The organism is Rhodococcus antarcticus, from assembly GCF_026153295.1.
Lineage (GTDB): Bacteria > Actinomycetota > Actinomycetes > Mycobacteriales > Mycobacteriaceae > Rhodococcus_D > Rhodococcus_D antarcticus.
The window spans coordinates 2,499,094-2,512,965 of record NZ_CP110615.1 but is presented as its reverse complement, the minus strand read 5'-3'; the positions used below and the strand labels follow the sequence as shown (position 1 = coordinate 2,512,965).

The 13,872-nt window shown below is 73.8% G+C and carries 16 protein-coding genes; 12 read left to right on the top strand and 4 right to left on the bottom strand.

The window, feature by feature from the left end; translation table 11 throughout:
- Positions 1-25: 25 nt before the first annotated feature.
- From RHODO2019_RS12245 to RHODO2019_RS12230, 4 genes are all read left to right on the top strand, one after another.
- Positions 26-1,225 carry an acyl-CoA dehydrogenase family protein gene (locus tag RHODO2019_RS12245; protein ID WP_265382058.1) on the top strand — a complete coding sequence of 400 codons (1,200 nt, stop codon included), beginning with the start codon at positions 26-28 and terminating at the stop codon, positions 1,223-1,225.
- Between the two features lie 141 nt (positions 1,226-1,366).
- Positions 1,367-1,885: a YflT domain-containing protein gene (locus RHODO2019_RS12240; protein WP_265384752.1), complete on the top strand. Its 519-nt coding sequence runs from the start codon at positions 1,367-1,369 to the stop codon at positions 1,883-1,885.
- Positions 1,886-1,904: 19 nt separating this feature from the next.
- Positions 1,905-2,483 carry a suppressor of fused domain protein gene (locus tag RHODO2019_RS12235; protein ID WP_435532116.1) on the top strand — a complete coding sequence of 193 codons (579 nt, stop codon included), beginning with the start codon at positions 1,905-1,907 and terminating at the stop codon, positions 2,481-2,483.
- A 45-nt stretch (positions 2,484-2,528) separates the two neighbouring features.
- On the top strand, positions 2,529-3,587 hold the full coding sequence (locus tag RHODO2019_RS12230; protein WP_265382056.1) for a DUF2332 domain-containing protein: 1,059 nt from the start codon (positions 2,529-2,531) through the stop codon (positions 3,585-3,587).
- 3 nt (positions 3,588-3,590) lie between these two features.
- Here the strand turns inward: RHODO2019_RS12230 and corA are convergent, their stop codons facing one another.
- Positions 3,591-4,670, bottom strand: coding sequence for a magnesium/cobalt transporter CorA (gene corA, locus RHODO2019_RS12225; RefSeq protein WP_265382055.1), 1,080 nt, complete (start codon positions 4,668-4,670; stop codon positions 3,591-3,593).
- Positions 4,671-4,798: 128 nt separating this feature from the next.
- On the opposite strand from corA, the gene RHODO2019_RS12220 reads away from it, so the two are divergent.
- From RHODO2019_RS12220 to RHODO2019_RS12190, 7 genes are all read left to right on the top strand, one after another.
- A complete protein-coding gene (locus RHODO2019_RS12220) occupies positions 4,799-5,302 on the top strand; it encodes a MaoC family dehydratase (RefSeq protein WP_265382054.1) in 504 nt (167 codons plus the stop codon).
- 98 nt (positions 5,303-5,400) lie between these two features.
- Entirely contained in the window at positions 5,401-5,559 is a 159-nt protein-coding gene (locus RHODO2019_RS12215) for a hypothetical protein (RefSeq protein WP_265382053.1), read from the top strand.
- A gap of 73 nt (positions 5,560-5,632) precedes the next feature.
- A complete protein-coding gene (locus RHODO2019_RS12210; protein WP_265382052.1) occupies positions 5,633-6,136 on the top strand; it encodes a PH domain-containing protein in 504 nt (167 codons plus the stop codon).
- A gap of 37 nt (positions 6,137-6,173) precedes the next feature.
- Positions 6,174-7,055 carry a PHP domain-containing protein gene (locus RHODO2019_RS12205; RefSeq protein ID WP_265382051.1) on the top strand — a complete coding sequence of 294 codons (882 nt, stop codon included), beginning with the start codon at positions 6,174-6,176 and terminating at the stop codon, positions 7,053-7,055.
- A gap of 53 nt (positions 7,056-7,108) precedes the next feature.
- The gene (locus RHODO2019_RS12200) at positions 7,109-7,669 is read left to right on the top strand and encodes a MarC family protein (RefSeq protein WP_265384751.1); all 561 of its coding nucleotides are present in this window, start codon (positions 7,109-7,111) and stop codon (positions 7,667-7,669) included.
- 46 nt (positions 7,670-7,715) lie between these two features.
- Positions 7,716-8,546 (top strand): RecB family exonuclease, encoded by an 831-nt coding sequence (locus tag RHODO2019_RS12195; RefSeq protein ID WP_265382050.1) that lies wholly within the window; start codon positions 7,716-7,718, stop codon positions 8,544-8,546.
- A complete protein-coding gene (locus tag RHODO2019_RS12190) occupies positions 8,543-8,812 on the top strand; it encodes a hypothetical protein (RefSeq protein WP_265382049.1) in 270 nt (89 codons plus the stop codon). The genes RHODO2019_RS12195 and RHODO2019_RS12190 overlap by 4 nt, the downstream gene beginning before the upstream one ends.
- Before the next feature lie 19 nt (positions 8,813-8,831).
- Here the strand turns inward: RHODO2019_RS12190 and RHODO2019_RS12185 are convergent, their stop codons facing one another.
- The gene (locus RHODO2019_RS12185) at positions 8,832-9,674 is read right to left on the bottom strand and encodes an oxygenase MpaB family protein (RefSeq protein WP_265382048.1); all 843 of its coding nucleotides are present in this window, start codon (positions 9,672-9,674) and stop codon (positions 8,832-8,834) included.
- A gap of 65 nt (positions 9,675-9,739) precedes the next feature.
- Here RHODO2019_RS12185 and RHODO2019_RS12180 point away from each other — a divergent pair, with 65 nt between their 5' ends.
- On the top strand, positions 9,740-10,531 hold the full coding sequence (locus RHODO2019_RS12180) for a ParA family protein (RefSeq protein ID WP_265382047.1): 792 nt from the start codon (positions 9,740-9,742) through the stop codon (positions 10,529-10,531).
- 22 nt (positions 10,532-10,553) lie between these two features.
- Here the strand turns inward: RHODO2019_RS12180 and RHODO2019_RS12175 are convergent, their stop codons facing one another.
- Positions 10,554-11,777 (bottom strand): Rv3212 family protein, encoded by a 1,224-nt coding sequence (locus tag RHODO2019_RS12175; protein WP_265382046.1) that lies wholly within the window; start codon positions 11,775-11,777, stop codon positions 10,554-10,556.
- Between the two features lie 7 nt (positions 11,778-11,784).
- Positions 11,785-13,611, bottom strand: a complete 1,827-nt coding sequence (locus RHODO2019_RS12170; protein WP_265384750.1) for a DEAD/DEAH box helicase — start codon at positions 13,609-13,611, stop codon at positions 11,785-11,787.
- Positions 13,612-13,872: the final 261 nt, after the last annotated feature.

Genomic DNA, 13,872 nt, shown 5'->3' with positions numbered 1-13,872 from the left:
GTCCCCGCGTCGAAGGAGTGCCCCCATGGCCCGGCTCGCCCAGACCGCTGACCTGACCGAGGTCCAGCGCGAGATCCTGTCCACCGTCCGCGCCTTCGTGGACAAGGAGATCATCCCGCGTGCGCAGGAGCTGGAGCACTCGGACACCTACCCGCAGGAGATCGTCGACGGGATGAAGGAGATGGGCCTGTTCGGGCTCATGATCCCCGAGGAGTTCGGCGGTCTCGGCGAGAGCCTGCTGACCTACGTGCTGGTGGTCGAGGAGATCGCGCGCGGCTGGATGAGCGTCTCCGGCGTGATCAACACGCACTTCATCGTCGCGTACATGCTCATCCAGCACGGGACGCAGGAGCAGAAGGAGCGCTTCCTGCCCCGGATGGCCACCGGTGAGGTGCGCGGTGCGTTCTCCATGTCCGAGCCGGGCCTGGGCTCCGACGTCGCGGCCATCCGCACGAAGGCGACCCTGGACGCCGACGGCAGCTACACCATCGACGGGGCGAAGATGTGGCTGACCAACGGTGGCAGCTCCACCCTGGTCGCGACGCTGGTCAAGACCGACCTCGGCCACGAGAAGGCCCACCAGAACCTCACGGCGTTCCTCGTCGAGAAGCCCTCGGGCTTCGGCGAGGTCAAGCCCGGGCTCACCATTCCCGGCAAGATCGAGAAGATGGGCTACAAGGGCGTGGACACCACCGAGATGGTGTTCGACGGCTACCGCGCCGAGGCCGAGGACATCCTCGGCGGGGAGCCCGGCAAGGGCTTCGCGCAGATGATGGACGGGGTCGAGGTCGGCCGCGTGAACGTCGCGGCCCGGGCGTGCGGCATCTCCATCCGGGCCTTCGAGCTGGCCGTCGAGTACGCCCAGCAGCGCACCACCTTCGGCAAGCCCATCGCCCAGCACCAGGCCATCGCGTTCCAGCTCGCCGAGATGGCCACCAAGGTCGAGGCCAGCCACATGATGATGGTCAACGCAGCGAAGCTGAAGGACTCCGGGAAGCGCAACGACGTCGAGGCCGGCATGGCCAAGCTGCTCGCCAGCGAGTACTGCGCCGAGGTGACCACGCAGGCCTTCCGCATCCACGGCGGCTACGGCTACTCGAAGGAGTACGAGATCGAGCGCCTCATGCGCGAGGCCCCGTTCCTGCTCATCGGTGAGGGCACGTCCGAGATCCAGAAGACGATCATCAGCCGCGGGCTGCTCAAGGAGTACGCCTCGCGCCGCTGAGCGGAGCGAACCGGACACGCGTCACACGTCGACCTCACGGCCCCGGGCACGATCTCCGTGCCCGGGGCGTTGTCCTGGTGAGCTCCACACCCGCATAGCACGGTCACCCCACGGACAGGAGAACCCGAGATGAGCAGCCCGATGTCGTCGCCCATGGCCAGCGGGATGGGAGGGCAGCGCAAGGGGCTCCCGACGCCCACGCCGCCGACCGGGTGGCCGATCGGCGCCTACCCCACCTACGCCGAGGCCCAGCGGGCGGTGGACCACCTCTCCGACAGCGAGTTCTCCGTGCAGGACGTCACCATCGTCGGCGTGGACCTGATGCAGGTCGAGCGCGTGACGGGCCGTCTCACCTGGAGCCGCGTGCTCACCGCCGGTGCCGCCTCGGGGGCGTGGCTGGGCCTGTTCGTGGGGCTCGTGCTCAACATCGTCAGCGGCAACAGCTTCGCCGCGTCGATCCTGACCGGGCTGCTGATCGGCATCGTGTTCGGCGTCATCTCCGGTGCGCTCACCTACGGCGCCACCCGCGGCCAGCGTGACTTCTCCTCGACCATGCAGCTGGTGGCCGGCCGCTACGACGTGCTGTGCGAGCCGCGCAGCGCCGAGCAGGCCCGCGACCTGCTCTCCCGCCTGTCCGTCGGCGGCGAGCAGCGGCACTGAGCCGGGGGGCGTGCACGCCGTGGACGTCGTCGCAGCGGTGCGGGCGCACCTGCGCCTCGAGCTCGGTCCCTCGGAGCCGGTGTCGGCCTCGGTGACCTTCCTCGGGGTGCAGCCGCTGGACGTGCTGCGCTTCGGTCCCGACGCCGAGCGCCTGGTCCGCTACGGCACCGTCGGGTGCGCGCGGCACCCGATGGGAGAGCCGGACGAGCTGGTGGCCGATCCCGTGCGCGGCCCGCGTGCCGAGCTCCTGGTCGCCCTGCGCGGCGGTGTCGACGGGGTGCTCCGCTCGCTCGCGGTGCTGGCCGCCACGCCCGCGGTCGAAGGTCTGGTGCTGCAGGCGGACGCGCTGGTCGACCTGGGCGCGCCCCTGTGGGAGGGCTCCGCGTTCACCGCGGTCCTGCTCGCGGCGAGCGAGGAGGTGCCGCCGCTGGAGCTCGGCGATCCCTACGAGGACGTGCAGTTCCTCGACGTGGTGCCGCTGACCGGCACCGAGGCCGCCTGGGTGCGGCTGCGGGGGGCCGACGCGCTGCGGACGGCGTGGACCGAGGCCGGCATCGACACCCGGGACCCCGGCCGTCCAGCCGCCTCCCGTGTGTGATTTCTGGATCCAGGGCGCGAGGTTTCGTTCACAGGGGGTGGGGGTGTGAGCACGGCGCACCTAGCCGGGCTGCTGCGCGAGCAGGCGAGCGGCTGCCTGCCGGTGAGCCCGCTCACCCACGCCCTGCTGACCGGGGCCGCGGCCGACCTCGACTCGGGCGGGGTGTGCGCAGGGCTGCTCGCCGACGAGCTCGGCGCCACCGCGGGGTCGGTGCCGGGCCTGCGCCTGGCCGCTGCGCTGCACCGGCTGGTGCTGGAACGGGCGGCGCCCCGGCTCGCGCTGCACTACCCGAGCGTCGGGGGATCGGCCCGGCCCGAGCGCCTGTGGGCGGACGCCGCGCAGGTGCTCGTCGAGCACGCCGAGCAGGTGCGGACCCGGCTGGCGGCCACGGCGGTGCAGACCAACGAGGTCGGCCGCAGCGCCCCGCTGTGGGGTGGGCTCCAGGTGGCCGGGCAGCGCGCCGGCGTGCCGGGCGTGCGGCTGCTCGAGGTGGGCGCCAGCGGGGGGTTGAACCTGCGACCGGACCGGATCGGCTACCTCGTGGACGGCGAGGTGCTGGGTGACCCCGGATCGGCGCTGCGGCTGGACACGGGCTGGACCGGGCGCCCGCCGGCCGACCTGGACGTCCCGCTGCGGGTGGTGCACCGGGCCGGCTGCGACGTGCACCCGGTGGACGTGTCCACCGCCGACGGCCGGCTGCACCTGGGCTCGTTCGTGTGGCCGGACGACACCGCGCGCTGGGAGCGGCTGCGCGCGGCCCTGACTCTTGCCGCCGCCGAGCCCGTGGCGGTGCAGCCGCTCTCGGGGCCGGACTTCCTGCTCCGTGAGCTCGCCCGTCCGCACCCCGGCGAGCTGACCGTGGTGTGGCACTCCGTGGTGTGGCAGTACGTGTCCCCCGCCGATCGCAGGCGCGGTCGGGACGTGCTGGCCCGCGCAGCGGCGGCCGCCACCGCCGAGGCGCCGCTGGCCCTGCTGGTGCTGGAGCCCGTGCGCACCGGCGGCGGGTTCCGCTTCGAGCTGCGGCTTCAGGTGTGGCCCGCCGCGCCCGAGGTGGCCGTGCTCGGCCACGGCAGCGGGCACGGAACCCCGTTCACCTGGGCCTGAGCGCTACAGCCAGCCGTTGCGGCGGAACCCCCGCCAGAGCAGCCCGCAGATCGCGACCATGACCACGAGAACCACGGGGTACCCGTACTGGGTGCCGAGCTCAGGCATGTGCTCGAAGTTCATCCCGTAGATCCCGGCGATCATCGTCGGCACGGTGATGATGGCGGCGTACGCAGCGATCTTGCGCATGTCCCCGTTCTGCTGCACGGTCACCTTCGCCAGGGCGGCGTCGACCAGGGTGTTGAGCACCTCGTCGTAGGCGGCGACGCGCTCGGCCACCGCCGTCTGGTGGTCGTCCACGTCGCGGAAGTAGCGCCGGATCTCCTTGGGCACCAGCGTGCTCCGGTCGGCCACGAGCCGCTTGAGGGGTACCCCGAGCGGGGCCACGGCGCGGCGGAACTCCACCACCTCCCGCTTCATCAGGTAGATCTGCTCGATGTCGACGTTCGTGCGCGGGGAGAAGATCTGCTCCTCCAGCGCGTCGATGTCACCCTCCACCGCGTCGGCCACCTCGAGGTAGGAGTCGACGACGTGGTCGGCGATGCGGTGCAGCACCGCGGCCGGGCCCAGGGCCAGCTGCTCCGGGTCGGCCTCCAGGGACGCGCGCAGCGTGCCCAGGGCGGAGTGCTCGCCGTGCCGGACGGTCACCACGAAGTCGGCGCCGACGAACACCATGATCTCGCCGGACTCGACGATCTCCTTGGCGGTGTCGATCGACTCGTGGGCCACGTAGGTGACCGTCTTGACCACCATGAACAGCGTGTCGTCGTAGCGCTCGAGCTTGGGCCGCTGGTGGGCGTGCACGGCGTCCTCGGCGGCCAGGTCGTGCAGGCCGAAGGTCTCGGCGACCGACGTCATCTGCCCCGCGTCCGGCGCGTGCAGACCCACCCAGACGAACCCCTCGCCACGGCGGCGCACCTCGGCCAGCGCGCCGGCGTGCGTCCAGCGGCCGGGCTGGCGGATGCCGCAGACGTAGACGGCGCAGTCGACCACCGCCTCGGAGGCGGGCAGGGACAGCTTCTGCAGGGACGGGACGGCCTTGGCGCCGCGCACCGGGGGGCGCAGCGAGGGAAGGGTGGGCACGGACACCTCCGGGGGGCAGGGTGGACCCGTGTGACGGACCGCTCTGCGACGTTACTCCCGGGCCCGTCACACTGGGCGGGACGAGACGGGCAGCCCGCCCGGCCGCGACGGTGCGAAGGAGACGAACGGTGCAGTTCGGTCGCTACTACGAGGAGTTCGAGGTCGGGGCCGTCTACAAGCACTGGCCGGGAAAGACGGTCACCGAGTACGACGACCACCTGTTCTGCCTGCTCACCATGAACCACCACCCGCTGCACCTGGACAGCCACTTCGCCGCGGAGACCACCGACTTCGGCAAGAACGTGGTGGTGGGCAACTACGTGTACTCGCTGCTGCTGGGGATGAGCGTGGCCGACGTCTCCGGCAAGGCCATCGCCAACCTCGAGGTGGAGAGCCTCAAGCACGTCAAGCCGACCTTCCACGGCGACACCATCTACGGCGAGACCGAGGTGCTGGACAAGACCCTGTCGAGGTCCAAGGACGACCGAGGGATCGTGCACGTGGAGACCACGGGCTACAAGCAGGACGGGCAGATCGTCTGCGTGTTCCGCCGGAAGGTGATGGTCCCCAAGGAGTCCTACGGCCAGGCGCGCGGCGGCGAGCAGCCCGGCCGGCCGGTCCCGCACCCGTGAACCGGTGGCGGCCGCGCCCGGCGTGGCGTGGCCGCCAGCGCGGCGGAGTGCGGTAGGAACCTGTGACTGCTGGTTCGGCGAGGTGATGGAGAGGCTCTGTGGACGTCAAGAAGCTTGCGGGCTTCCTCGTGCTCGCGTTCGTGATCTTCTACGTGATCACGCAGCCCGTGGCGTCGGCGAACGTCGTGAAGAGTGCCGGCGGCGTCGTCGCGACGGCCGCGAGCTCCATGTCGACGTTCGTCACCTCCCTGTTCTGACCGGCGATGTACTTGACCGCGATGTACTTCACCGCGATGTCCCGACCGGCGATGTCCTGACGGGAGGCCGGCGGTGCGGTTCGGCGACGTCGAGCACCTGATCCCGGGCGAGGAGCTGCGCATCTCGGTGCGCCGGCACGCCGCCTGCCTGACCTGGCCCGTCACCCGCGCGGCGGTCGGGGTACTCGCGCTGCTCGTCCTGGCCCTCGAGCTGCCCGACGACCAGGTGGTCGTGCAGAACGTGCTCTGGTGGGCCTCGGTGGCGGTGCTGGTGCACCTGTCGGTGCTGCTGCGCTCGTGGTGGGTGGAGCGCCTGGAGGTGACCACCCAGCGGATGCTGCTGACCCAGGGGATCGTCACGAAGACGGTGACGATGATGCCGCTGCGCAAGGTCACCGACCTGACCTTCACCCACACCCCGTTCGGCCGGGTGCTCGGCTACGCCACCATGAGCGTGGAGTCCGCCGGGGCCGACCAGGCGCTGTCGCGGCTGACCTACATGCCGTGGGGCGAGCAGCTGCGCCACGACCTCACCGCGCTGGTGTTCACCAAGCAGGGCAGCGCGGACGGGGAGTGAGGGCGGCGCTGTCGGTGCCGTGGGCCAGACTGGGAACGTGCTCATCGACCTCCACTGCCACTCCAGCGCCTCCGACGGCACGGACTCCCCGGCCGGGCTCGTGCGGGCCGGGGCCGCCGCCGGGCTGGACGTCATGGCCATCACCGACCACGACACCACCTCCGGGTGGGCCGGGGCCGCCGCGGCGCTGGGCGAGGGGATGACCCTGGTCCGGGGTGCGGAGCTCTCCTGCGAGGCGGTGGGGGAGACCGGTGCGGAGGTCACCGTGCACCTGCTGGCCCACCTGTTCGACCCCGCGCACCCCGAGCTGGAGGCCGAGCTCACCCGGTTGCGCGGGGAGCGGGTGCGCCGGCTGCGGGTGATGGCGCAGCGGATGGCCGCCGACGGGCTGCCCATCGACGTCGAGGCCGTGCTCGCCTCCGCCGGGGACACCCTGGGGCGTCCCCACCTGGGCGCCGCGCTCATCGAGGCCGGCTACGTCGCCACCATGGACGAGGCCTTCGCGGGTGTGCTCAGCCGCGACGGCGGGTACTACGAGGACAAGCGCGACATCCCCCTGCTCGAGGCCGTGCGCCTGGTGACCGCCGCGGGCGGGGTGAGCACGTTGGCCCACAGCCGCGCCACCACCCGGGGCGGGGTGCTCGCCGAGTCCGCGATCGCCGAGCTGGCCGTGGCCGGGCTCACCGGGCTCGAGGTGGACCACGTGGACCACGCCCCCGCCGACCGGGCGCGGCTGCGGGTGCTGGCCGCGGAGCTGGGCCTGGTCCCCACCGGGTCCAGCGACTACCACGGCACCAACAAGACGGTCCGCCTCGCGGGGGACACCACCGGCCGGGCGCAGTACGAGCAGCTGGTCTCCGGCGCCACCGGCACCCCGCTGCTGCACGGCCCCCAGGACGTGCAGCGGGTCCCGGCGTGAGCTTCTTCGACGTGACGCTCTACCTCAGCGCCACCATCACGCTGTTCGTGATCATGGATCCGCCCGGCAGCATCCCGGTGTTCCTCAGCCTCGTCGGCCGCAAGGCCCCGGCGGCGCGCAACCGGGCCGCCCGCCAGGCCGTGGCGGTGTCACTCGGGGTGATCGCGGGGTTCGCGCTCGCCGGGGGCGCCATCCTGAGCTACCTGGGCATCGGCATCCCCGCCCTCCAGGGCGCCGGGGGGCTCCTGCTGCTGCTCATCGCCCTGGACCTGCTCACCGGCAAGGAGTCGGCCCAGCCCCAGGGGGCGGAGGACGTCAACGTCGCGCTGGTCCCGCTCGGCACCCCGCTGCTCGCGGGACCGGGGGCCATCGCCGCCACCATCGTCTACGTGCGCGACGCGAACGGCCAGGTCGGCTCCTACCTCGCGCTGGCCGCGGCGATCATCACCATCCACCTCGTGCTCTTCCTGTTCCTGCGCTACTCCGGCGTGATCATCCGGGTGCTCCGGGAGAGCGGCATCACGCTGCTGGCACGCATCGCCGGGCTGCTGCTGGCCGCCATCGCGGTCCAGCTGGTCGCCAACTCCGTGCGCGGCTTCGTGGCGGGCGGCTGAGCCGGTGGCGCGCGCGGAGGAACCGTCCCAGCTGGGGTTCGACGGCATGCCGACCCGGCTCGTCAAGGTCACCCCGTCCAAGCTGAGCACCTGGGGCAGCTGCCGGCGGCGCTACCGGATGACCTACCTCGACCGGCCCGCGCCGCCGCGGGGCGGGGCCTGGGCGCACAGCACCCTGGGCGCCGTGGTGCACGCGGCGCTGCGCAGCTTCTACGACACGGCGCCACCGCGGCGCACCGTCGAGGCGGCGCGGGTGGCCGTGGCCACGGCGTGGTCCGGGGAGGGTTTCGCCGACGCCGCGCAGCAGGCCCGCTACCGGGAGCGCGCGCAGGACTGGGTCGCCCGGTACGTCACGGAGAACGACCCCACCCAGGTCGACGCCGTGGGCCTGGAGCGCTGGGTCTCCGCACCGGTGGGGACCGTGGTGGTGGAGGGTCGGGTGGACCGGCTGGACTCCCGCCGCCAGCCCGAGGCCCCGGAGGGCGAGGAGGTCGTGGTGGTGGACTACAAGACCGGTCGGCGTCCGCTCACCGAGCACGACACCCGCAGCTCGCAGGCCCTGGCGCTGTACGTCCTGGCCAGCCGCCGCACCCTGCGCCGCCCGTGCCGCCGGGTGGAGCTGCACCACCTGCCCACCGGGGAGGTGCACGCTTTCGACCACACGGCCGAGTCGCTCGCGCGCCAGCTGGCCCGGGCCGAGGAGCAGGCCGCCGAGATCGCGCTGCACACCGACACCCTGGCTGCCGGGGCCGACGGGGACGAGCTGTTCCCGGCGAGCCCCGGTGCGCAGTGCTCGTGGTGCGACCTGCGCCGCAGCTGCCCCGAGGGGCGGGCGGCGGCCCCCGGGCTGGACCCGTGGGCGGGGCTGGCCCCGTGAGGGTGCTGCGCGCCGTCAGCGGGGTGGTCGTCGGCGGGGTGGTCGTCCTGACGATCGTGGTCGTGGCGGCCGCCGTGCTCGCCGGCCAGCGATCGGTGCAGGGCCCCGGGGTGGGGGTGGTGGCCGCGCACGTGGTCGCGGCTGTCGTGGTGGTGGGCGCGCAGGTGCTCGCCGATCGTCAGCGCCGGCCGTCCGGGGTGGTCCTGGGCTCGGGGGTGGCGCTCGGGGTGAGCGCGGCCCTGCTGTGGACCCAGTGGGGGGTCTGAGCCCTGGGTCCGTGAGCCCTCAGGCCGCCGGGGCAGCGACGAGCCCGGCACGGGCGTGGGCGGCCAGCACCAGCGGACCGAGGCGCCGCTGCTCGGGCAGCTGCAGCGCGGCCAGCCGCAGCGCGCGCACGGCCACCGTGGCCCCCAGGTCCGTGCTCGGCAGGCCCGGCAGCCGGTAGAGCCGCCGGGCCCAGCGCGGCAGCAGGCAGAACCCCAGCCCCGCCAGCCCCGCCCAGGCCGGCCGGGCCGGGGTCAGCAGCTGCACCCGCCACGGCATCGGCGGGGCGAGCAGCAGGCGGGCACCGTCCCGGGTGTGGGCCGAGCACACCAGCTGCGGCCGCACCTGCTGCAGGTACTCGGCCACCTCGGCCCGGGACGAGGGCACCTCCGTGGCCCCGAGCAGCCGCGCCACCTGGACCTGCTCGAGGAAGTACTGGTCCTGCTCCTCGGGGCTGAGACCCAGCCCCCCGCGCTGCACCGCGTCGAGGAACCCGTGCACCTCGGTGACGTGCACCCACGTGATGAGCTCCGGGTTGCCCGCGGAGTACTCCGCACCGGTCACCGGATCGGTGCCCCGGACGTAGGTGTGCATCTTCCGCACCCGCGCGGCCATCGCGTCGACCTCACCGGTGGTACCGAAGTTGACCGTGGTGACGTACTGCGCGGTGCGCTGGAAGCGCGGCCAGAAGTCGGCGTCGTAGCTGGAGTGCTCGAACACCCCCGCCATGGCCAACGGGTGCAGGGCCTGCAGGAACAGCGCACCGAGCCCGCCCACCCCGGCCACCGGGTCGGACTGCACCCGCCAGCTCACGCTGCCCGGGCCGAAGAGCCCGAGATCCGCCGCGGACGCCGTTGCTGCCATGTCACCAGGGTCACCCCTGAGGTCGTCGACGGCCAGTCGGGGGGTCCGCGTGCAACGATCAGGCCGTGACCCGCACCCTCGCCGTGGCCAACCAGAAGGGCGGCGTGGCCAAGACGACCACGGTGGCCTCGCTCGGCGCCGCCCTGGCCGCCGCCGGTCGGCGGGTGCTGCTCGTCGACCTCGACCCGCAGGGTTCGCTGACCTTCTCCCTGGGCCACGACCCGGACGCGCTGGAGTCCTCGGTCCACGAGGTGCTGCTGGGCGACGTGGCCGCGTCGGACGTGCTGCTGGAGACGGTCGACGGTCCGAGCCTGCTGCCGGCCACCATCGACCTGGCCGGGGCCGAGGCGATGCTGCTCATGCGCGCCGGCCGCGAGTTCGCCCTGCGCCGCGCCCTGGGCACCATCGCCGCCGACTTCGACGTGGTGCTCATCGACTGCCCGCCCTCCCTCGGCGTGCTGACCCTCAACGGCCTCACCGCCGCCGACGAGGTGCTGGTGCCGCTGCAGTGCGAGACGCTGGCGCACCGCGGGGTGGGTCAGCTGTTGCGCACCGTGGCCGACGTGCAGGCCATCACCAACCCCGGGCTGACCCTGCTGGGTGTGCTGCCCACCCTCTACGACGCCCGCACCACGCACAGCCGTGACGTGCTCGCCGACGTCTCCGGCCGCTACGGGGTGGACCTGCTCGCCCCGCCTATCCCCCGGACGGTGCGCTTCGCGGAGGCCTCGGCCTCGGGCAGCTCGGTGCTGCACGGTCGCAAGAACAAGGGCGGCGAGGCCTACCGGCAGCTCGCGGCGAACCTGCTGGCGCACTGGGACGGTGGCGCGGACCTCGTCCTCGTCGACGCGGGCTGACCCCGGCTCGCGGGGTCGTCGTTCAGGATCCCAGCGCCGCCAGGGTGGGACCACGCTGCTCCAGGAGCACCGGGCCGGCGGTGGCGAGCTGCACGGGTCCCGTCCAGCCGCCACGGTCCACCGGCACCGCACGCCCCACGGTGCCAGTGGTGGGATCGAGCTCGGTGACCGCCCCGTCGGTGGGCACGAGCAGAGCTCCGCCGACCAGAGTGCCGGCCCCGAGGACCCCGGCCGTGCTCCACCGCAGCGCGAGGTCCGAGCTGCCCAGCGCGAGAGCCGTGGCGCCCACGGTGACGACGGTGACGGCCCCGGTGGCGACCGTCGGGAGCACGGGAGAGCTGGTGAGCGCGGCGAGGTCGGCCGCGGTGAGCGGAACCGGCTCCTGAGACACGAGCACCCCGGATCCGCTGTACACGGCCACCTGCGGGCCCCCGTCGGCCTCGGGCAGCAGCACGGCCTCCTCGGTGGCGGTGACGGCGAGGACCCGCGCGCCCGAGGACGGCAGCAGCACGGAGGCCCGGATCTCCGGCTTCGCGGCGTCGGCCGGTGCGGGGTCGAGCAGGGTGAGGCGGTCGGCGGCGTCACCGGGGCAGGTCTCCACGACGGTCAGCCGCGCGGGCACCGAGGCCGCCGAGCGCAGCGTGCAGCCGCTGCGTGGCTGGAAGCCGGGCGAGATCAGCTGGTCCACCCGGCCGTACTCCAGGGTGCGCACCAGGTCCGAGCGCCACACCTCCAGGCGGGTGCTGCCCACCGAGGCGAGGTAGGTGCCGTCCCCGGTCAGGGACACCGCGTCGTCGGCCTCGCTGCTGCGCTGGGGTCCGCGCTCGCCGGTGGCTCCCTCCAGGGAGGTGACCTGGCTGCAGCCCTGGCCGTCGCGGTACACCGCCACCGCCCGGGACCACTCGGCGGCGACGGCGCACAGCGCCAGGTCGCGGGTGTAGCTCCACACGACGGCGCCGGTGGACGGGTCCCGGCCCTGCACCCCGGACCCGTCCCCGGTGACCACCGCACCGGCGGCGACCGCCGGGATCCGGGTCGCCGCGCTCGGCGCCGTCCACAGCGGGGTCAGCGTGGTCGGCGACGCGGCGGCGGGCACGAGCGCGGACAGGGGGCTCGCGGCCGTGATCGAGGTGGTGGCGCGTGCGTCGCTGCGCACCCACACCACGGCAGCCGCCACCGCCACCACGACGACGATCGCGGTGGCGGCCAGCAGGTCACGACGGCTGCGGCGCTCGGGGGCCAGCACCGGGGGCTCAGTCGGAGCTGGTCTGACCGGCCGGGGCCGATCCGCCCTGGCTCGCGCCGCCGCCACCGCCACCACCGCGCCGACGACGGCGACGACGGGGCGTGCCGGAGGTGTCGCCGGACGCGGCGGGTGCCTCGGGAGTCGAGGAACCACCGGTGGACGAGGTGCTGGTGCGCTCGGTGCTCGTGTGCTCGGTGGGTGCGCCCTCGGTGGCGGGGGCCACGGCGGCGCCCGACCGGGTGCGCCGCCGGCCGCTGCGGCGCGGGGGGGCGTCTCCGTCGGTCGTGGTGCCGGTGGTCGCGGGCTCGTCGGTCTGCGGGTCACCGGTGCTCGGAGCGTCGGTGCGCGGGGCCGACCGGCGACCACGACCACCGCCGTCACGAGCACCGCCGTCCCGGCCACCCTCGCGGGAGCTGCCGCCACCGTCACGGCCGCCCTCGCGGGAGCCGCCGCCACCGTCACGACCGCCCTCGCGGGAGCCGCCGCCGTCACGACCGCCGCGGCCGCCGCCACTGGCGCCACGCGACCCGCGGGCACCGGGCAGGTCCTCGACGGACTCGGCACCCAGCCCGGCGCGGGTGCGCTCGGAGCGGGGCAGCCGGCCGGTGACCCCCTCGGGGATGTCCAGCTCGGCGAACAGGTGCGGGGAGTTGGAGTAGGTCTCGACCGGGTCGGCCATGCCGAGGTCGAGCGCGGTGTCGATGAGCTTCCACTTGGGGAGGTCGTCCCAGTCGACGAGCGTGACGGCGACCCCGGTCTTGCCCGCGCGGCCGGTACGGCCGATGCGGTGGACGTAGGTCTTCTCCTCGTCGGGGCACTGGTAGTTCACGACGTGCGTCACGTCGGTGACGTCGATGCCGCGGGCAGCGACGTCGGTGGCCACGAGCACGTCGATCTTGCCGGTGCGGAACGCGCGCAGGGCCTGCTCGCGGGCGCCCTGGCCCAGGTCGCCGTGCACCGCACCCACGGCGAACCCGCGCTCGGCCAGCTCGTCGGCCACCTTCTGCGCGGTGCGCTTGGTGCGGGTGAAGATCATGGTCAGGCCTCGGCCGCGGGCCTGCAGCACCCGGGAGAGCATCTCCACCTTGTCCATCGCGTGGGCGCGGTAGACGTGCTGGGCGGTGTTCTCGTGGGTGGCGCCGGAGTCGGGCTCCTCCGCGCGGATGTGGGTCGGCTGCGTGAGGAACGTGCGGGCCAGGGTGATGATCGGCCCGGGCATGGTGGCGGAGAACAGCATGGTCTGGCGCGCGTCGGGGACCATGCGCAGGATGCGCTCGATGTCGGGCAGGAAGCCCAGGTCGAGCATCTCGTCGGCCTCGTCCAGGACGAGCACGCCGATCTTGCCGAGCACCAGGTGGCCCTGCTGCGCGAGGTCGAGCAGGCGCCCGGGGGTGCCGACGACGAGGTCGATCCCCTTCTGCAGCGCCGCGACCTGCGGCTCGTAGGGGCGACCGCCGTAGATGGACAGCACGCGCAGCCCGAGGTGCTTGCTGGCGTCGGCCAGGTCCTGGGTCACCTGGACGGCGAGCTCCCGGGTGGGGACCACGACCAGGGCGCGGGGGGTGCCGTCGAGGGTGGTGGTGCCCGAGCCGGTGGTGGTGATCCGGTGCAGCAGCGGGACGCCGAAGCCCAGCGTCTTGCCCATGCCGGTGCGGGCCTGGCCGATGAGGTCGTCGCCGGCCAGGGCCAGGGGGAGGGTGAGCTCCTGGATGGCGAACGTGCGGTCGATGCCCGACTCGTGCAGGGCGCGGACGATCTCCTCGCGCACCCCGAGCTCGGCGAAGGTGGGGGACTCGGGGGCGACGGGCGCGTCGCCGGTCAGCGGGTGCGCCACGGGCTCGGTCTCGGCGGCGGTCTCGGTGTCCGGGTGGGCCGCGGCGGCGGTCTCGGTGTCGGGGTGGGCCGCGGCGGCGGTCTCGGTGTCCGGGTGGGCCGCGGCGGCGGTCTCGGTGTCGGGGTGGGTCGTCTCGGTGCTCAGGAGTGGTGCCTCTCTCGTGGCCGCACGCACGCGACGAGTCCGGTGAGACCCGAGTCCTGCGGCGAGGCGCCCGCGGCGGTGACCGATCGAACGGTGCTCCGGCGGGCGCGGCACGGG

Excerpts from the sequence above, each read along its gene's own strand:
- RHODO2019_RS12245 (WP_265382058.1), top strand. The coding sequence starts at position 26 with ATGGCCCGGCTCGCCCAGACCGCTGACCTGACCGAGGTCCAGCGCGAG.
- RHODO2019_RS12200 (WP_265384751.1), top strand. The coding sequence starts at position 7,109 with ATGGATCCGCCCGGCAGCATCCCGGTGTTCCTCAGCCTCGTCGGCCGC.
- RHODO2019_RS12185 (WP_265382048.1), bottom strand. The coding sequence starts at position 9,674 with ATGGCAGCAACGGCGTCCGCGGCGGATCTCGGGCTCTTCGGCCCGGGC.
- RHODO2019_RS12240 (WP_265384752.1), top strand. The coding sequence starts at position 1,367 with ATGTCGTCGCCCATGGCCAGCGGGATGGGAGGGCAGCGCAAGGGGCTC.
- RHODO2019_RS12195 (WP_265382050.1), top strand. The coding sequence starts at position 7,716 with ATGCCGACCCGGCTCGTCAAGGTCACCCCGTCCAAGCTGAGCACCTGG.